The 18,639-nt window shown below is 68.6% G+C and carries 18 protein-coding genes; 6 read left to right on the top strand and 12 right to left on the bottom strand.

Annotated elements, in window-relative coordinates; genetic code table 11:
* Positions 1–1,746, top strand: a 1,746-nt coding sequence (locus VED21_RS36125; RefSeq protein ID WP_324890876.1) for a GAF domain-containing sensor histidine kinase, incomplete at its 5' end; no start/stop codon positions are given.
* 152 nt (positions 1,747–1,898) lie between these two features.
* On the opposite strand, the gene VED21_RS36130 is transcribed toward VED21_RS36125, so the two are convergent.
* From VED21_RS36130 to VED21_RS36160, 7 genes are all read right to left on the bottom strand, one after another.
* Positions 1,899–2,600 (bottom strand): ABC transporter ATP-binding protein, encoded by a 702-nt coding sequence (locus VED21_RS36130; RefSeq protein WP_324890877.1) that lies wholly within the window; start codon positions 2,598–2,600, stop codon positions 1,899–1,901.
* A 29-nt stretch (positions 2,601–2,629) separates the two neighbouring features.
* A complete protein-coding gene (locus VED21_RS36135) occupies positions 2,630–3,469 on the bottom strand; it encodes an ABC transporter ATP-binding protein (RefSeq protein WP_324890880.1) in 840 nt (279 codons plus the stop codon).
* Positions 3,470–3,489: 20 nt separating this feature from the next.
* Positions 3,490–4,428, bottom strand: a complete 939-nt coding sequence (locus tag VED21_RS36140; protein ID WP_324890882.1) for a branched-chain amino acid ABC transporter permease — start codon at positions 4,426–4,428, stop codon at positions 3,490–3,492.
* Between the two features lie 10 nt (positions 4,429–4,438).
* Entirely contained in the window at positions 4,439–5,314 is an 876-nt protein-coding gene (locus VED21_RS36145) for a branched-chain amino acid ABC transporter permease (RefSeq protein ID WP_324890883.1), read from the bottom strand.
* A gap of 178 nt (positions 5,315–5,492) precedes the next feature.
* Complete coding sequence (locus VED21_RS36150) at positions 5,493–6,647, bottom strand: ABC transporter substrate-binding protein (RefSeq protein ID WP_324890885.1); 1,155 nt, start codon at positions 6,645–6,647, stop codon at positions 5,493–5,495.
* A gap of 184 nt (positions 6,648–6,831) precedes the next feature.
* Positions 6,832–7,242, bottom strand: a complete 411-nt coding sequence (locus VED21_RS36155; RefSeq protein ID WP_324890887.1) for a hypothetical protein — start codon at positions 7,240–7,242, stop codon at positions 6,832–6,834.
* A gap of 55 nt (positions 7,243–7,297) precedes the next feature.
* Positions 7,298–8,116, bottom strand: coding sequence for a Phenylacetic acid catabolic protein (locus tag VED21_RS36160; protein ID WP_324890889.1), 819 nt, complete (start codon positions 8,114–8,116; stop codon positions 7,298–7,300).
* A gap of 282 nt (positions 8,117–8,398) precedes the next feature.
* Here VED21_RS36160 and paaX point away from each other — a divergent pair, with 282 nt between their 5' ends.
* The 4 genes from paaX (at position 8,399) to VED21_RS36180 (ending at position 13,090) form a co-directional block, all read left to right on the top strand.
* Positions 8,399–9,355, top strand: coding sequence for a phenylacetic acid degradation operon negative regulatory protein PaaX (gene paaX / locus VED21_RS36165; RefSeq protein ID WP_324890891.1), 957 nt, complete (start codon positions 8,399–8,401; stop codon positions 9,353–9,355).
* A gap of 411 nt (positions 9,356–9,766) precedes the next feature.
* Positions 9,767–10,795 carry a hypothetical protein gene (locus VED21_RS36170; RefSeq protein ID WP_324890893.1) on the top strand — a complete coding sequence of 343 codons (1,029 nt, stop codon included), beginning with the start codon at positions 9,767–9,769 and terminating at the stop codon, positions 10,793–10,795.
* 93 nt (positions 10,796–10,888) lie between these two features.
* Positions 10,889–11,941 carry a 2Fe-2S iron-sulfur cluster-binding protein gene (locus VED21_RS36175; protein WP_324890895.1) on the top strand — a complete coding sequence of 351 codons (1,053 nt, stop codon included), beginning with the start codon at positions 10,889–10,891 and terminating at the stop codon, positions 11,939–11,941.
* Between the two features lie 120 nt (positions 11,942–12,061).
* Positions 12,062–13,090, top strand: a complete 1,029-nt coding sequence (locus VED21_RS36180; protein ID WP_324890897.1) for an SIS domain-containing protein — start codon at positions 12,062–12,064, stop codon at positions 13,088–13,090.
* A gap of 41 nt (positions 13,091–13,131) precedes the next feature.
* Here the strand turns inward: VED21_RS36180 and VED21_RS36185 are convergent, their stop codons facing one another.
* Positions 13,132–13,710 (bottom strand): hemerythrin domain-containing protein, encoded by a 579-nt coding sequence (locus VED21_RS36185; protein ID WP_324890899.1) that lies wholly within the window; start codon positions 13,708–13,710, stop codon positions 13,132–13,134.
* An 18-nt stretch (positions 13,711–13,728) separates the two neighbouring features.
* A complete protein-coding gene (locus VED21_RS36190) occupies positions 13,729–14,751 on the bottom strand; it encodes a fumarylacetoacetate hydrolase family protein (RefSeq protein ID WP_324890901.1) in 1,023 nt (340 codons plus the stop codon).
* Between the two features lie 137 nt (positions 14,752–14,888).
* On the opposite strand from VED21_RS36190, the gene VED21_RS36195 reads away from it, so the two are divergent.
* A complete protein-coding gene (locus VED21_RS36195; RefSeq protein ID WP_324890903.1) occupies positions 14,889–15,416 on the top strand; it encodes a MarR family winged helix-turn-helix transcriptional regulator in 528 nt (175 codons plus the stop codon).
* A gap of 3 nt (positions 15,417–15,419) precedes the next feature.
* Here the strand turns inward: VED21_RS36195 and VED21_RS36200 are convergent, their stop codons facing one another.
* From VED21_RS36200 to VED21_RS36210, 3 genes are all read right to left on the bottom strand, one after another.
* Complete coding sequence (locus VED21_RS36200) at positions 15,420–16,037, bottom strand: phenylacetic acid degradation protein PaaY (protein ID WP_324890905.1); 618 nt, start codon at positions 16,035–16,037, stop codon at positions 15,420–15,422.
* Between the two features lie 285 nt (positions 16,038–16,322).
* Complete coding sequence (paaN, locus tag VED21_RS36205; RefSeq protein ID WP_324890907.1) at positions 16,323–17,996, bottom strand: phenylacetic acid degradation protein PaaN; 1,674 nt, start codon at positions 17,994–17,996, stop codon at positions 16,323–16,325.
* Between the two features lie 101 nt (positions 17,997–18,097).
* Positions 18,098–18,547: a flavodoxin domain-containing protein gene (locus VED21_RS36210; protein ID WP_324890909.1), complete on the bottom strand. Its 450-nt coding sequence runs from the start codon at positions 18,545–18,547 to the stop codon at positions 18,098–18,100.
* Positions 18,548–18,639 lie beyond the last annotated feature (92 nt).

An 18,639-nucleotide genomic window follows, 5' to 3' on the forward strand; every position in this document is an offset into this window, starting at 1 on the left:
TCCCAGGCGCTGGCGCAGGACATCCGCCTGGGCGACCTGCTGCGCGCGCTGATGCAGATCGTCATCGCCAACGCCGGCGCTTCCAAGGGCTACCTGCTGCTGGAGACGGAGGGCGAGTGGCGCATCGAGGCGGAGGCGGCCGTCGACCGCGACACGCTGGAGGTGCTGCAGTCCCGCCCCATCGGCGGGCCGGAGGAGGGCGGGGCGCCGGTGCTGGCGCGCAGCGTGGTCGAGGCGGTGGTGCAGCGCCAGGAGCCGGTGGTGCTGGACGACGCGGCCGCCGACGGCGACTTCCTGCACGACGCCTACGTGGTCAGCGCGCAGCCGCGGTCGGTGCTGTGCCTGCCGCTGCGCAACCGCAACCGGCTGGTCGGCATCCTCTATCTGGAGAACCATCTGGTGGCCGGCGTCTTCAGCCCGGAACGGCTGGAGCTGCTGAACCTGCTGTCGGCGCAGATCGCCATGGCGATCGAGAACGCCCGCCTGTACGACGGGCTGGAGCGGATGAACCGCACCCTGGAGGCCCAGGTGGCCGAGCGCACGCAGGAGCTGACGGAGCAGTCGCAGCTGCTGCGCGCCACGCTGGCGAGCATGAGCGACGGCCTCGCCGCCTTCGACGCGGACGAGCGGCTGCGCGTGTGGAACGAGCGGGCCATCAAGCTCTTCGGCATCCCGCCGGAACTGGCCGAGGTGGGCGCGCCGCACCGCGCGCTGATGGACGCGGTCAACGGTTCGGGCGCGCTGCTGGACGACATGCGGCGCTCCGACCTGATCAGCGGCCCCGGCGAGGTGGAGTTCGCCGACGGCCGCGTCGTGCAGGTGCGCCGCAACCCCATGCCGGACGGCGGGGCCGTGCAGATCTACCTGGACGTGACCGAGGACCGCCGGCGCGAACGCGACCTGCGCGAGGCGCACGAGCAGCTGCGCGCCGCCCACACGCAGCTGCAGGCGGCCCAGCAGCAGCTGGTGCAGGCGGAGAAGATGGCGTCGCTGGGCGCCCTGGTGGCCGGCGTGGCGCACGAGATCAACACGCCCATCGGCATCGCCATGACCAGCAGCTCGTATCTGGCCGACCGCATCGGGCAGATCGACCAGATCAGCAAGACCGGCAAGCTGCGCCGCAGCGACTTCGACCTGTTCATCGACGAGGCGCGCATGTCCGCCTCGCTGATGCTCAGCAACATCGCGCGCGCCGCCGACTTGGTGCAGAGCTTCAAGCTGGTGGCGTCGGACCAGGCGCGCGGCGACCGCCGCCGGTTCGAGCTGAAGACCTACCTGGAAGAGGTTCTGATGAGCCTGCGCCCGACGTGGCACAGGCCCGGCCACGAGGTGACGCTGGACTGCCCCGGCGGCATCGAGATGGACAGCTACCCCGGCGTGCTGGCGCAGATCGTCACCAATTTCGTCACCAACTCCATCGTGCACGGGTACGATGAGGGGCAGAAGGGCCGCTTCGCCATCGCCGTGCGCCCGGCGGGGCCGGAGTGGGTGGAGATGGTCTACACCGACGACGGCCGCGGCATCCCGGCGGAGAACCGCGCCAAGATCTTCGAGCCGTTCTTCACGACGCGGCGCAGCGCGGGGTCCACGGGCCTGGGCCTGCACATCGTGTTCAATCTGGTGACCGGGCAGCTGGGCGGGACCATCGGCCTGGATGCGGCGGACGGTGGGGGCACGCGCTTCACCGTGCGCTTCCCGGCGACGGCGCCCGCCGCGCAGCTGAGCGAAGTGACCGAGCAGGGCTAGTCCTTGCCCGTTGGCCCGGGTAGCGGTGTCGGTCGGGCGTGAACGTTGGCGGGCGTGAACGTTGGGTTTTCGGCTTTGGCCTCAACCCAACCTACGGGCGCGCGCGTTTTGCCGTAGGTTGGGTTGAGAGGCAGCGAAAACCCAACGTCGGGCTACAGCCCCAGGTACGCCTGCTTGACGCGGTCGTTGGCGAGCAGGGCTTCGCCGCTGTCGGTCAGCGTGATCTCGCCGGTTTCCAGGACGTAGCCGCGGTCGGCGATGGCGAGTGCGGCGTAGGCGTTCTGCTCCACCAGGAAGATCGTCGTGCCGGTGCGCTTCAGCGCCTGGACGGCGTTGAATATCTCGCCCACCAGCAGCGGCGCCAGGCCCATGCTGGGCTCGTCCAGCAGCAGCACGCGGGGGCGGGCCATCAGGGCGCGGCCGATCGCCACCATCTGCTGCTGGCCGCCGGACAGCGTGCCGGCCGGCTGGTGCCGCTTCTGCTTCAGGATCGGGAACATCGCGTACATGCGTTCCAGGTCCTGGTCCGGGTTGCCGCCGCGGCGGAAGGCGCCCAGGCGCAGGTTGTCCTCGACCGACAAGGGGCCGAAGAGCTGCCGGCCCTCGGGCACCTGCAGGATGCCCTCGGCGACGCGCTGGTGCGGCGACATGCGGGTGATGTCGACGCCGTCGAACTTGATGGTGCCGCTGGTCGCCGTCTGCACGCCCGACAGGGTGCGCAGCAGCGTCGTTTTGCCGGCGCCGTTGGCGCCGACCAGCGCCACCAGTTCGCCCTCCGCCACGCCGACGCTGACGGACTTCAGGGCATGGATGCGGCCGTAATGGCTGTCGAGGCCGCTGACCTCCAAGAGCACGGGGGTGTCCTCCGTTAAGGCGGTCGTTATTAAGGCATGGAGCCGAGGTACGCGGCGATGACGTCGGGGTTGGACCCGACCTCCGCCGGCGTCCCCTCGGCCAGTTTGCGGCCGTAGTTCAGCGCCAGGATGTGGTCGGAGATGCCCATGACCATCTTCATGTCATGCTCGACCAGGATGACGGTGACGCCGCGCGCCGCGACGTGCTTGATCAGCTCGTCGATCTCGCGGCTTTCGGTGGCGTTGAGGCCGGCCGCCGGCTCGTCCAGGAGCAGCAGCTTGGGCTCGGCCGCCAGGGCGCGGGCGATCTCCAGGCGCTTCAGGGCGCCGTAGGGCATGGAGGAGGCGTGCGCGTCCAGGTACTTGCCCAGGCCCACCTCCCGCATCAGCTCGGCCGCGCGCTCGCGCGCCTCGGCGTCCTTGCGGCGGACGGAGGGGAAGCGGAGCAGGGCCGGCAGCAGGCGGCGGTCGAGGTGCAGGTGGCGGCCCACCATCACGTTCTCGAGCGCCGTCATATTGAAGAAGATCTGCAGGTTCCGGAAGGTGCGCGACATGCCGCGCTCCGCCAGCTTGTAGGGCGCCATGCCCGACACCGTGGCGCCGTCGAACAGGATGGTGCCGCCCGACGGCTTGTAGACGCCGGTGATCAGGTTGAACAGCGTGGTCTTGCCAGCCCCGTTCGGCCCGATGATCGAGTGGATCTTGCCCTGCTGGATGGTGAAGCTGAGATCGCCGATGGCCAGCACGCCGCCGAACTCGCGGCTGAGGTTGTCCACCTGCAGCAGGTGGCGGGCGGTGGACGTGGCGGCCTTGGCGGCGGTGGCGGGGATCGCGGCGGCGGCAGTCGTCATGTTTGTCGTCGCGTTCATGGAAGCCTCCAGGGTACCGGTCATGCCCGCCTCCGCGGCGTCAGCAGCCCTTCCAGCGTGGGCAGCAGGCCCTTGGGCATGAAGACCATGGTCAGCATCATGATGGCGCCCAGCACCATCTCCTGATAGTCCTGGAAGACGGTCAGCACCTGGGGCAGAAGGGTGAGGATGACCGCGCCGACGACCGCGCCGAAGGTGGAGGCCATGCCGCCGAACACCACCATGGTCACCAGCTCGATCGACTTGAAGAAGTCGGCCTTGGCCGGGGTGATCAGGCCGGTGTAGTGGGCGAACAGGCTGCCCGCCACGCTGGCGAATACCGCCGACAGCACGAAGACCATCACCTTGTACGACGTGGTGTCGACGCCCACGACCTCCGCCGCAACCTCCGACCCGTGCACGGCGCGCAGCGCCCGGCCGACGGGGCTGTCGATCAGGTTGAGCGAGAGCCAGACGGCGAGGATGAGGAGCGCGCCGACGACCCAGTACCAGACCTTCTCGCCGTACAGCTCGAACCCGAAGAGGGTGAAGGGATCGACCATCATGCCGTCCGGGCCGCCGGTGACCTTCGTCTCGGTGCGCAGGATGATGGACACGATGATGCCGATGCCCAGCGTCGCCATGGCGAGGTAGTGGCCCTTCAGGCGCAGGATCGGCTTGGCCAGCAGGAAGGCCAGGATGCCGACGACGAGCGCGCCGGTCAGCAGCGCCAGGACGGGCGGCCACTTGTACGTGCTGACCAGCACGCCGGACGCGTAGGCGCCGATGCCGAAGAAGCCGGCGTGGCCCAGGCTGATCTGCCCGGCGTAGCCGATGAGCAGGTTGAGCCCGACGCAGACCACCGCGTTGAAGCCGGCGAGGATCGCCACGTCGAGGTAGAAGTTGTTGGTCAGCCCCAGCGGCAGCAGCACGACGACGGCGGTCAGCAGCAGGAGGCTGGCGTTGCGGTTTATGAGCATGGCGGCGTCCTCACACGCGCTCGGTGCCGCGCTTGCCGAACAGCCCGTTGGGCATGAACAGCAGGACCAGCAGGATGATGACGAAGGCCATGGCGTCCTTGTAGGCCGAGGAGATGTAGCCGGCGCCCAGCGTCTCGGCCACGCCGACGATGACGCCGCCGACCACGGCGCCCACGCCGTTGCCCAGGCCGCCCAGGACGGCGGCGGTGAAGCCCTTCAGGCCCAGCATGATGCCCATCTCGGTCGAGGCGAAGTTGATGGGCGCGACGACGGCGCCGCCGATGGCGCCGAGTGCGGCCGACATGGCGAAGGCGGCCAGCACGACCAGCTTCACGTTCACGCCGACCAACTGGGCGGCGAGGCGGTTGTGCGAGGTCGCCAGCATGGCCTTGCCGGCCAGCGTGCGGTTGAAGAAGAAGCCGATGGCGAGGATCAGCACCAGCGCCACGCCCATCACCCACAGCGACTGCGGCATGACGGACGCGCCCAGGACACCGATCGGCGTCTCGCCCGAGAAGGCGTCGAGGCGGCGGATGTCCTTGCCCCAGACGAGGTCGGCGACGCCGCGCAGGAAGATCGACGCACCGATGGTGATGATGATCAGCGTGGTGATCGAGGCGTTGCGGGCGCGCTCCACCGTGAACTTGGCGACCAGCACGCCGACCAGCATGGCGGCCGCGGTGCCGGCGGCGATGGCCAGCGGCAGCGGCACGCCCGACGCGGTCAGCACGGCGGCGGCCATGCCGCCGATCATGATGAACTCGCCCTGGGCGAAGTTGATCACGTGGCTGGCGTTGTAGATGATGGAGAACCCCAGACCGGCCAGCGCGTAGATCGCGCCGATCGTGATTCCCGACAGCAGGTACTGCAAGAACTCGGCAAACATCGTCCCGTCGTCTCCTCCCGGGGCTGGCCGGGTCCGAAAGCCCCTCTCCCTTGACGGGAGAGGGGTTGGGGAGAGGGTGATTGCGATGGAGCGGGAGGAGAGTCCTTAACCGCCCTGCAGGGCGTTATCCCCCTCTCCCCAAACCCCTCCCCCGCGAGGGGGGAGGGGTTTAATGCGCTTACTTCGCCAGCGACCAGTCGCCCTGCTTGATCTCGACCATGTGGAAGGCGTCGAGGCCCAGGCCCATGTGGTCGGTGGCCGACATGTTCACGACACCGCCGGTGCCGACGTAGCCCTTGGTCTGCTCGATGGCGTCGCGGACCTTGGCGCGGTCGGTGCCGCCGGCGCGCTTCACCGCGTCGAGGTAGATCATCAGGCCGTCGTAGGCGTGGCCGGCGAAGGTCGACGGCTCGGTCCCGAAGGCGGTCTTGTAGGCCTGCGTGAACTCGGTAACGACCTTCTTCTGCGGATCCTTGTCCGACAGCTGCTCGGCCACCACGAGGCCGGCGGCGGGCAGGCGCACGCTCTCCGACGCACCGCCGGCGAGCTTGATGAACTCCTTCGAGGCGACGCCGTGCGACTGGTAGATCGGCAGGGTCATGCCGATCTGGCGGTAGTTCTTGGTGACCACCGCCGGACCCTGGCCGAGGCCGAACACCAGCACCGCCTGGGCGGGTGGGTTGTTCTTGATCTTGGTCAGCTGCGCGGTGACGTCGGTGTCCTTGGCGCCGTAGGTCTCGTCGGCGACGATCTCGATGTTCCAGGTCTTGGCGACCTTCAGCGTCTCCTCACGGCCGGACTTGCCGAAGCCGGAGTCCTCGCTGATCAGCGCCAGCTTGGTCAGGCCGCGCTTCTTCAGGTCCTCCATGACCTTCTCGGCGGCCATGCGGTCGGTGTGCGGGGTCTTGAACACCCACTTCTTCACCGGCTCGACGATCACGACCGCGCCGGCCAGGGAGATGAACGGGACCTCGCCGCGCTCCACCAGCGGCACGGCGGCCATGGTGGCGGCGGTGGTGGTGCCGCCGATGATGACGTCCACCTTGTCGCTCTCGATCAGGCGCTTGGTGAAGGAGGCCGCCTTGTCGGCCGCACCCGCGTCGTCGTACAGCACCAGTTCCAGCGGACGGCCGTTGACGCCGCCGGCCTTGTTGATCTTGTCGACGTACAGCTCCATCACCTTCTTCTCGGGATCGCCGAGGAAGGAGGCGGGGCCGGTGGCCGACAGGAACGAGCCGATCTTGATCGGGTCGGCTGCGTTGGCGCCGCCAGCCGAGAGGCTGAGGGCCACCGCGGCGGCGGTCACCATCAGGTGGAAAATGCGCTTGCCCATTCGTTTCTCTCCCAACGTTATTGCCCTGGTGGCCTTGCCGGGGGCGGTCTTTTCGGAAGCGGTCTTTTCGGGGCGGTCTTCGCGCCCGCCTTGGTGCCGCCGTTCCCGGGATTAAGTTGCAAACGAAACTGTTGCGTCAAGCAAAAAGTCCGACGCCGGACGGTTTGGGCCGCCCCGCACCCCGTCAGGCGGCCGCGAGCAGGGCCGCCAGCCGGGTGCGCGCCGCGCCGAACGCCTCCACGCTGTCCTCGTAGGCGTCGCGGGCTTGGGCGTAGGCCTCGACCCGGTCGGTGCGGATGCCGTCGGCGAACAGGCTGACGTGCAGCGCCTCGCAGCGGTCGAGCCCGAGGTCGGCGGCGAGCCCATGGCGCATGTAGTCCCGCGCCGCCGCGGCCGCCGGGCCGTGCAGGCGGTCGTAGGACGGGACGACGGGGTTGGCGTGCGTGGCGAAGTCGCCGCGCAGCAGGTCCCACAGCGCGGCCCAGTCCACCTCGTCGTCCGCCGGCAGGCGGTCGAGGGGGCGGTAGCCGAACCGCGCCAGCACGGCGCGGCCGTCGGGGAACAGGCGGTTCGGAAGCTCGTGCAGCTGAGCCATGCGGGACCCTCCCTGGAGGTGCGGGCTGCCTTGTCTTGGGCCGTCGGGCCGCGGGTTACGCGGGGACGGCGATCGGCGCCTCGCCGGCATCATACCCCATGCGCATCTCATAGTCAGGCGCAATGCCGGTGGGCATCTGCAGCCCGATCTCCTTGAGCCGGTCCTCCAGCAGCTGCAGGTACTCGGCCTGCAGCTCCTCGGGCTTCTTGGTCTTGAGGCCCATCTCGTAATAGAGGTCGAACGTCTGCGACTTGTCCGGGCCGGTGGAGGGGCGGCCGTAGAAACCCAGGCCGATGGCCATGAACTTCGGCACGCGGCGCTGCAGATCCTCGCGCGCCTCGTCGCCGCCGAAGTCGATCACCCGCTTGGCCGCCCAGACGCCGAAGGCGAGGTGGCCGTACTCCTCCTTGTGGATGCGGCTGTTGACGCGCGCCCACGGCAGGTAGGAGCAGTCGCGGTACTGGCCCAGGAAGGCGACGGCGGCCGGCGTGACGACGGCGGAGAACAGCGCCACGTCGCCCCACGTCTCGAACCAGCGCGACCAGTTCTCCTTGCGGAAGCCGTTGATGACGTTGACCTTCCTGGGGTCCGGGTCGTCGGGGTTGGTGACCAGCTCCGACAGGCGGGTGTCGACGTCCACGCCCAGGTCCTGCATCAGGTTCCAGACGTAGTAGCCGTGGCCCATCTCCTCCATGACCTTCTTGGAGAGGCGGTAGGCCTCCTCCGGCCGGGGGGCGAAGCGCATGTTCTCGGCGACGCGCTGGCCGCCGGCATACTCGGAGTCCGCCTGGAAGGACATCAGGTGCAGGAGGGCGTTGCGATACTCCTCCGGCAGCGCATCCCCCTTGTCGTAGGTCCTCCACGTCGTGGGCATCGCGGCATTCCTCTCTTGGTCGTTTCCCTAGGAACGAAAGGGTTTCTGCCCCTTCCGCCGTGTCCGGCGCGGCGTTCTGGCGCGCCTGTTATGACACATAATATTCTTTGATAACGACGTTAGTGTATCATATTCTCGTGTGTCAAACGGAATTTCGGGCGTGCCAACCGGCGGCCCGTGCGAACGGTGCGACGATGACGCATTCCCAACCCGGTCCCATTTGCGTTACAGGTGCGTGAAGTTCCGACCAATTCCGCAGCATCACTCAGGCACGTCTGCCCCATGGCCCGTCCCCGCCGCACCGAAGACCTCGTTCCGCAGCTTCTGCAGGCGGTGGGCCCGCGCGCCAAGTCGCTGATCATCACCGTGTACGGCGACGCCATCCTGCCGCACGGCGGCACGGCGTGGCTGGGCAGCCTGATCGACCTGATGGCGCATTTCGACCTGTCGGAGCGCATCGTCCGCACGTCGGTCTTCCGGCTGTGCAAGGACGACTGGCTGGCCAACACGCAGATCGGCCGACGCAGCTTCTACCGGGTGACGGAGAGCGGGCGGGAGCGGTTCACGGCGGCCGAGCGGCGCATCTACGCGCCGCTGGCGCGCGGCTGGGACCGCGGCTGGCACATGCTGCTGATCGGCCAGTCGGCGATTCCGGCGGAGACGCGCGAGAAGCTGCGGCGCGAGCTGGGCTGGCTGGGCTTCGGCGCGGTGTCGCCCACGGTGCTGACGCACCCGTCCTGCGACGAGGTGGCGGTGCACCGCCTGCTGGGCGAGCTGGGCGTGGCCGACAAGGTGGTTCTGATGAAGGCGACGCACGACCGCTCCGGCGGGGCGGCGGCGCTGCGCGACCTGGTGCGGAGCTGCTGGGACATCGACCAGCTGGAATCCGACTACGCCGGCTTCCTGGCGCGTTTCCGGCCGGTGTGGCAGGCGCTGGACGAGCAGGAGACGCTGGACCCGCGCCTGTGCTTCGTGCTGCGCACGCTGATGATCCACGATTTCCGCCGCATCCTGCTGCGCGACCCGATGCTGCCGCCGGAGCTGCTGCCGCCGGACTGGAACGGGCAGGCGTCGCGCATGCTGACGCGCAACCTCTACCGCCTGATTCGCCGGCCGTCGGAATCCTTCCTGATGTCCGAGCTGAAGACCGCCGACGGCCCGCTGCCGGAGGCGCTGCAGTACTTCTACGCCCGATTCGGCGGCCTGGACGACGACCGCGCCGACCGCGCCGCGGATTGACCTTTTTCCGATTCAGAAGCCTTGTAGGTTGGGTTGAGTCGTAGGCGAAAACCCAACGCTGTCCTGTTGCGGGGTGGCGTTGGGTTTTCGCTTGCGCTCAACCCAACCTACGGGTTTGCCCATGTGATGCGTGCGGATGATACCGAATGCGTCATGGGCAGCGTCATTCAGCGTCGCTTTGAGCGACGCTGATTCCTGATGTTTATCAGTGTGTTGTGTGGAAAATGTGGCGGTGCAGCGGCACCGCGTCGAATAAATGATACGTTTTTCCGTTGCGAGTGCCAAAAATCTGTGTCACGTTCTGTTCGTGACGCCGGGACGCGCCTTGAGCGCTGCCGGCCCCGAGACCCCCCAATGAACGACAAGCGGACGCGGAACGCCCGCGCCCGCATCCTGTGAGGAGGAAAACGCATGGCCAGTCATCACGAGCGCCTCGCCGACACGATGGACCTGCCGCCGCCGACGCCGCAGCCGAACGTCTATCCGCTCTCCTGGCATTCGCACACCAAGAAGCTGGAAGAGATCTACGCGGCGGCGCAGCGCGAGAACTGGGACCCGGCCAAGCTGCCCTGGGACACCTTCGACCCGTCCAGCTACACCTGGGAAGAGCGCGAGGCGATCGCCTATTGGTGGACGCTGCTGTCGGTCTTCGACGCCTCCGCCCCGCCGGTGTTCGCCGAGGCGCTGATCAAGACCTACGAGGTGCACGAGGAAGATCCGGTCCGCCGCTGCTTCTTCTCCGTCACCCGTGACGAGCAGAACCACGAGCACCTCTGCGGCCTGTCGATCACCAAGCTGCTGGAGCACCCGGACCCGCTCACCTACGAGCCGAAGACCGAGCTGGGCAAGAAGCTGCAGCGCAACGCCAAGTGGCTGTACTACAACGGCGGCCGCTACTGGAACGGCTACAAGCAGGCGGTGCCGAAGTACCCGCTGGCCGTGCTGTTCAGCTCGTTCCTGATGGGCGAGATCGCCGCCGCGACGATCTTCCACCAGATGGCCGCCAACTCGAAGGAGCCGGTCTGGCAGGCCGCCTTCAAGAACGTCGGCCGCGACGAGGGCCGCCACATGGCCATCTGCATGTCGGTGATGGAGCGCGACTATCCGAAGCTGCCGGCCGAGGAGAAGTCGATCATCACCAAGCAGATCCGCGCCGGCTACCTGTTCCTGTCGGCCGTGCTGTTCGAGCCGCCGGCGGACTTCTGGGACCTGCCGTCGGACTTCATCCCGGTGCAGCGCGAGGCCGAGGAGGTGGCGCGCAAGGCCGGCTTCGGCATCCCGACCTACGACATGAAGAAGGACAACTGGCGCAACGCCATGCTGAACCTCAAGGGCGTGCTCGACAAGTACGGCATCCCCTTCCCGGCGATCCCCGAGGTGGGCATCACCGGCGAGGAGATCCGCGACATCGACATGGACGAGATCATCCCCGTTTTCTGATCTCGCCAACCCCCTGGTAGGTGTGTCCCTTTATCCTGACGGGCGGCGGGGTTATCCTCCGCCGCCCCTTTCTCATGTGAGCGAGGTCATCCCGTGAGCCGCATCCGCCTGCATCCCTCGGGCCGCGAGGTCGAGTGCCCGTCGGGCGACACCGTCCTTTCCGCGCTGGAGAAGGCCGGCTACGCGCTGCCCAACAACTGCCGCGCGGGGGCGTGCGGCGAATGCAAGGTGAAGGTCGTCAGCGGCCAGTTCGACCAGGGCATGGTCCTGGACATGGCGCTGTCCCAGGCCGAGCGGAAGGACGGCTATGGCCTGATGTGCATGGCCAAGCCGATCAGCGAGGAACTGGTGATCGAGTGGGGAACCGCCGACGCCAAGCCCAAGCTGTTCCCGCCGCGCGAGAACGTCAGCTTCATCGTCGCCGACCGCATCATGCGCACGCCGCGCATCGTGGAACTGCACCTGCGCCCGCTGGGCCAGCCGCTGCGCTTCTGGCCGGGGCAGTACGTGATGCTGGGCAACGAGCGCGAGGAGGCGCCGCCGCGCTGCTACTCCATCGCCAACGCGCCGCGCGCGGATGGCGAGATCGTGCTGCAGGTCACCCGGCAGGAGGGTGGCCCGACCAGCACCTGGATTCACGACAAGCTGAAGCTGGGCGAGCTGGTGCAGCTCTCCGGCCCCTACGGCACCTTCATCGGCGACCCGTCGGTGGAGACGCCGGTGCTGTGCATGGCCGCCGGCACCGGCCTGGCGCCCATTCTGGCGCTGGCGGAAGCGGCGCTGAAGCGCGGCTACAAGCAGCCGGTGACCGTGCTGTTCTCTGGCCGCACGGGCGAGGACGTCTACGCCCGCGGCCAGATGGCCTACTGGCAGGCCAAGCACCGCCGGTTCGAGTTCAAGACGACGCTGACCCGCGACGACGCGGCACCTCTGAAGGGCCGCATCCCGGCGGTGCTGCCGACTCTGTTCAAGGATCTGTCGGAGCACAGCGTGTTCGTGGCCGGCAGCCCGGAGTTCGTCGAGGACTGCGTGAAGGCCGCCAAGGCGCTGGGCGCCAAGGACGAGCTGATCCACACGGAAGGCTACTTCTCGCAGCAGCAGCCGGAGTACCCGGACGCCGACCGGGTGTCCGTCACGGGGCATTGAGGATCGTCTTTGGTGGGAGGCTCGTAGGCTGGGTTGAGCCGGAGGCGAAAACCCAACATGCTGGCACGGCGAGGGCCGTTGGGTTTTCGCTGGCGCTCAATCCAACCTACGGATCCCGGCATGGACGAACCCCTCTCCACATTGGCGCGTGAAGCGGCGGAGACGCCGGAGGCGGCGCGGCGGCAGGGCGAGCGCAACCGCGCCATCCTGGCCGACCTGGGCGCGCGGCTGCGCGCGGCCCCGCCGCGCGTCGTGGTGACGGGGGCGCGCGGCAGCTCGGCCAACGCGGCGCTGTACGGCAAGCACCTGATCGAAACCGTGCTGGGGCGGCCGGTGGCGCATCTCGCGCACAACGTGGCGTCCGTGTACGAAGCACCGGTCGATTTGCGGGACGGGCTGTTCGTCGCCGTGTCGCAGGGCGGGCGCAGCCCGGACCTGCTGCGGCTCACCCAGGCGGCGCGGGACGGCGGCGCGCTGGTGGTTGGCATCGTCAACGACGAGGGCTCGCCGCTGGCCGCGCTGTGCGAGGTGGTGCTGCCGCTGTGCGGCTGGCCGGAGCGCGGCGTGGCCGCGACCAAGTCGCACCTGCTGACCGCGCTGGCGTTCCTCGACCTTGTCGCGCACTGGTCCGGGCGGGACGACCTGCACGCGGCCGTGCGGGCGCTGCCCGACGCGCTGGGCGCGGCGCTGACACTGGATTGGCGGCCGGCGCTGGAGGAACTGGTGGCGGTGCGCAACCTGTTCGTGGTCGGGCGCGGGGCCGGCATGGGCGCGGCGCAGGAGGTGGCGCTGAAGTGCAAGGAGAGCTGCGGCCTGCACGCCGAGGCGTTCAGCGCCGCCGAGATCATTCACGGCCCGCTGGCCATGGTCGGCCCGGACCTGCCCGTGCTGGCGCTGGGCCAGGAGGACGCGGCGGCGGAGAGCATCCGCGCCGCCGTGGCGCGCATGGTGGGGCAGGGGGCGCGGGTGTGGTCGGCGCTGGACGTGGCGGGTGCCATGACGCTGCCCACCGTGCCCGGCGTGCCGCCGGTGCTGGCGCCGCTCTGCCAGACGGCGAGCTTCTACGCGGCGGTCACGACGCTGGCCCGCGCGCGCGGTTGGGACCCCGACGCCCCGCCGCATCTGCAGAAGATCATGACGACGCGGTGAAAACCTCCCTCCCCCGCCGGAGGCGAGGGAGGGGGCTAAAGTCACCGCGGATCGGCGAAGCCGTGCGGGGCGGGGGTCAGGTTGACGATGCGGGAGTAGAGCTGGCGGGCGGATTCCTGTGCGTCGTCGCTGAACAGCGGGTCCTTGTGGTCGGCGAAGGCGGCGTTGATGGTGTGCCAGTCCTCCTCCGTCAAGGCGGCGCGGGCCAGGGGGATGACCACGCCCTCTTCCTTCTGCAAGTGGCGCAGCTGCAGGCGGCGGTACTCGGCCGCGACCTGCTGGAAGCGCTCGGCGCTGCCGGGCTCGCCGCGCTTGTAGGCCTCCAGCGCGTCGTGAAGCGCGGTGGTGGAGGCGTAGCAGGTGCCGTGCTCGGCCTCCAGCTCGTCCAGGATGGCATGCGCGTCCGGGTCGCGCCGGCGCAGGGCCGCGAACAGGAAGCGGTCCTCCTTGGGGTGGTGGTACTGGTCGGTGAAGGTGCGCAGGTATTCGACGATGGCGTCCATCAGGTCGAAGTCGGGCGGATGGCCGGCGTCGACGCTGCGCAGCACGATGTCGAAGATGTTGACCACCCGCATCAGGTTGCGGTGTTCGGTCTTGATGACGGAGATGGCGTCGCTCATGGCCCTGGCTCCGGTGGATCAGCCCTGGGCGGGCTGGTGGCGCGCGACCACCTGGTCGATGGCGCCGAAGACGCTGCGGCCCTGCGCGTCCAGCATCTCCAGCCGGATGCGATCGCCGAAGCGCATGAAGGGGGTGGCGGGCTTGCCGGTCTCGATCGTCTCGATCATGCGGATCTCGGCGATGCAGGAGTAGCCCACGCCGCCCTGGTCCACCGGCTTGCCGGGGCCGCCGTCCAGCTTGTTCGACACGGTGCCGGAACCGACGATGCAGCCCGCACCCAGCGGGCGCGTCTTGGCGGCGTGCGCGACCAGCGTGGGGAAGTCGAAGGTCATGTCGATGCCGGCGTTCGGCTTGCCGAACGGCTTGCCGTTCAATTCGCTGAGCAGCGGCAGGTGGACGCGCGATCCGTCCCACGCCTCGCCCAGCTCGTCTGGCGTCACCGCCACGGGGGCGAAGGCGGACGACGGCTTGGACTGGAAGAAGCCGAAGCCCTTGTTCAGCTCGGCCGGGATCAGGTTGCGCAAGGAGACGTCGTTGACCAGCAGGAGCAGGCGGATGGCGGCGCGCGCCTGTTCGGGCGTGGCGGCCAGCGGCACGTCGCCGGTGACGACGGCGACCTCGCCCTCGAAATCGATGCCCCAGTCCTCGGTCACCGCCGGGATCGGGTCGGTGGGGGCGAGGAAGGTGTCGGAGCCGCCCTGGTACATCAGCGGGTCGGTCCAGAAGCTGGACGGCATCTCGGCCCCTCGGGCCTTGCGCACCAGCTCCACATGGTTGACGTAGGCCGAGCCGTCGGCCCACTGGTAGGCGCGCGGCAGGGGCGAGGCGCAGGCGCGCGGGTCGAAGGGCTGGCCGCCGGCGGGATCGGCCTCCAGCGCGCGGAAGGCCGCGTCCAGCTTGGGCGCGGTGGTCTCCCAATCGTCCAGGGCGGCCTGCAGGGTGCGGGCGATCTCCGGCACCGGGCGGCAGCGCGTCAGGTCGCGCGACACCACCACCAGCGTTCCGTCGCGCCCTCCGGCCTTCAGCGTCGCGAGCTTCATCTCTCGGTTTCCTCCTCGCCTTTCTTGGGTGTGGCCCCGGTCGGGGGCTGCTCCTTGCGCCAATCTAGTTTCATTTGAAACTGTTGCAAGTAGAAAAAGCCGGGTCAAGATGATCCGTGCAACCCCGAGGCCCGCCGATGCCCCCTGCCAGCCCCCGCCGCAAGACTGTCCGCCGGCCCTCCGCCGGGTCCGAACTGAACCTGTCGCACTTCCTGCCGTACCGCGTGTCGGTGCTGGCCAACACCATCAGCCAGACGGTGGCGCGGCTTTACGAGAAGCGCTTCCACATCACGATCCCGGAATGGCGGATCATCGCGGTGCTGGGCGGCCTGGGCAACGAGACGCTGAGTGCGGGCGAGATCGCGGCGGCCACCGCCATGGACAAGGTGCAGGTCAGCCGCGCCATCAGCCGCATGCTGGATTCGGAGCTGATCCTGCGCGAGGCGGGCGACACCGACCGGCGCAAGGCGCTGCTGACCCTGACGCCGAAGGGGCTGGAGATCTACCGCGAGATCGCCCCCATGGCGCTTGCCTACGAGGCGCAGTTGACGAGCGCCCTGGACGCGGACGAGATGCAGCAACTGAACCTCCTGCTTTCCAAGCTGCAGACCCAGGCCGACGAGCTGACCACCGCGCCCGAGCAGCGCATCACGGGGGCGAGGTAGGCACTAACCCTTCTGCGTGTGCAGGGGCTGGACGTCGCCGGCGTCGACGCGCTTGCGGTCCGGCTCCTCGGCGGCGAGGGGATCGCACTCCACCATGGTGGCGCGGGAACGGCCGACGAGGCGCTGGTACTCGCGCGTGCCCTCGTGCTTCCAGGCGATCTCGTCGTCGGACAGTTCGCGCACCACCTTGGCCGGCATGCCGGCGACCAGATGGCGGGCGGGCACCTGGAAGCTGGCCTTGACGAAGGCCATGGCGGCGACGATGGCGGCCTCGCCGACCACGGCGCCGTCCATCACCACGGCGTTCATGCCGACCAGCGCGTTGCGCTTGACGATGCAGCCGTGCAGCACGGCGCCATGGCCGATGTGGCCGTCCACCTCGACCACCGCGTCCAGGCCGGGGAAGGCGTGCATGGTGCAGTTGTCCTGCACGTTGGCCCCGTCTTGCAGGACGATGCGGCCGAAGTCGCCGCGCAAGGACGCGCACGGGCCGACGTAGCAGTTCGGGCCGACGATCACGTCGCCGATCAGCACGGCGGAGGGATGGACGAACGCGGTCGGGTCGATCACCGGCACCACGCCGTCGATGGCGTAGACGCGGGGCCGCGGCAGAGTGGACATGCGGATTGTTCTCCCTGGTTTTCTTATTGTCCGCTGCGTTGTCGTGGCGCAGCGGGAGTTTTTTGCCACAGATGAACACAGATAAACACAGATTGATTTTGAAGATGATTTTCTAAATCCATCCTCTTGATCTGTGTCTATCTGTGTTCATCTGTGGCCAATAAAATACACCCCCTCACCCCAACCCCTCTCCCGCTCTCAGCGGATGCCAGAGGCATCCGCCTGTCGCGGCAGCCGGATCGAAGATCCGGCGAGAGCAAGGGGAGAGGGGCTTTCAAAGGGGGATCAGGCGGCCACGGGGATGCGGCTCTGGATGACGCGGAAGCGGTTGGCGACGAAGGCGAGGTCGCACAGCGCGGCGTTGCAGGCCGGGTTGGCACCGGTGCCGTGGAAGTCGCTGAACGCCGCCGACTGGTTCACCGCCACAGCGCCGGTCAGGTTGACCGACAGGGCCACGCCGGCCTCGACGAAGGCGTCCTGCGCGTCCTCGATCACCTTGGCGTCGGTGGAGTAGAGGGCGGCCGTGAGGGCGCCCTTGGTCTGCACCAGACGCTTGGCGCGGGCCAGCGCGTCGGCCGTGCTGTCGACCTTGACGACCATGGAGATCGGGCCGAACAGCTCACGCCCGTAGGTGTCCTCGTCCTTGGCGTCCAGCACCAGCATCAGCGGGGTGTGCACGCGGGCGTCCGGGAACTTCGGGTGGGCGACGGGCTTCGAGGCGAGCGCCACGGTGCCCAGCGACGCCGCGTCCTGAAGGCGCTTCAGCGTGGCGTCGGACTGGATGGCGCCCAGGATCTCCACCGCGCGCTCGGGGTCGGAGACGAACTTCTCCAGGCCGCCGGCCAGGGTGGACACGACCTGATCGAAGCTCATGGTCTCGCCGCCGGCCTTGATGCCGTCCTTGGGCACGAAGAGCACCTGCGGCGTCGTGCACATCTGGCCGGAATAGAGGCTGAGCGAGAAGGCCATGTTGCGCGCCATGCCCTTCGGGTCGTCGGTCGAATCGATGACCACCGTGTTGACGCCGGCCTTCTCGGTGAAGACGGCGGCGTGGCGGCAGTTCTCCTCCAGCCAGTTGCCGAACTCGGACGAGCCGGTGAAGTCGATCAGCGCGATCTCCGGCCGCATGGCCAGATCCTTGGTCACGGGCGCGTCGGCGCTGTCGGCCACCAGGGTGACCAGCGCGGGGTCGAGCCCGGCCTCCTTCAGCACCTCGTGCACGACCTCCACCGTGATGGCCAGCGGCAGGATGGCGCCCGGGTGCGGCTTGACGATCACGGGGTTGCCGGTGACGAGGCTGGCGAACAGGCCCGGGTAGCCGTTCCAGGTGGGGAAGGTGGCGCAGCCGATCATCAGGCCGATGCCGCGGCCGATCACGTCGAAGCGCTTGTCCATGACCACCGGCGGGTTCTTGCCCTGCGGCTTCTCCCAGCGGGCTTCCGGCACCTGGTCGGTCATCGCCTTCCAGCCGTAGGCGACGGCCTCGACGCCGCGGTCCTGGGCATGCGGGCCACCGGCCTGGAAGGCCATCATGAAGGCCTGACCCGTGGTGTGCTGCACGGCGAAGGCGATCTCGAAGGAGCGCTTGTTGAGGCGCTGCAGGATCTCCAGGCACACGCCGGCGCGGCCATTGGGGCCGATGCGACGCCACGCCGGGGTGGCGGCCTGGGCGGCGGCGATCACCGCGTCCACGTCGGCCTTGGGGTAGGTGACGCCGAGGTCGAAGCCGAAGGGCGAGCGCTCGGCCCCCACGAAGCCGTTGGCGCCGGGCTGGCCGAGGTCGAAGACCTTGTTCAGGCGGGCCTTGAAGGCCGCCTCGCCGTCGGCCTGACCGGTCTCACCATAGACGCGGGGGCTGGGCATCTCGGAAAACGGCGACCAATAGGCGCGGGTGCGCGTCGCCTCGACCGCCTTGTCCAGCGTCGCGCGGTGCGTTTCGAACATCTCCTGGGGTGTCATACACGTTCCTCCTCTGATGCCTTTTGTGTTCGTTGGTCGCGTTGGGCCGTATCATTTGGACCGTATCATGTAGGGCGCGGGAGCCGCCGTCAAAGCGCGCGTTACAGCATGCCTGCCCACTCGCGGGCCCAGGCGGCGGCTTCCTCGTCGGCCAGGGGCTGGGTGCAGGCGTCGATCTCCAGCCGGTCGCCGACGCGGCGGGCGCCGAGATCGCGCAATTGCTCGTCCAGCGTGCGGCCGGCCTTGCAGAAGGTTTCCGAATAGGTCTGGTCGCCCAGCGCGATCACGCCGTAGCGCAGATGCCGAAGGTCCGGCTTGCGGGTGCGCAGGCTGTGGGCGAAGGGTTGCAGGTTCTCGGGCAGGTCGCCGAAACCGTAGGTGGAGGTGCACAGCAGCGCGAGCGGGCGCCGGGTCAGGTCCAACGCGATACAGTCGCCGCCCATGGACAGGTCGGCGCTGTGTCCCATGCCGGCAAGCTCGTCCCGCACCGCCTCCGCGGCGAAGCGCGCGTTTCCACCTTCCGTCCCGATGATGATCAGGATGTCCGCCATGCCCAACGTTGCGCCCAGCCGCTGCACTATCTTGCCGATAATGACAGTTTAACCCGCGAACGGACTTTTGTGATACCGTTTTTTGTGTTACA

It is taken from the genome of Azospirillum sp. (assembly GCF_035627195.1).
Taxonomy (GTDB): domain Bacteria; phylum Pseudomonadota; class Alphaproteobacteria; order Azospirillales; family Azospirillaceae; genus Azospirillum.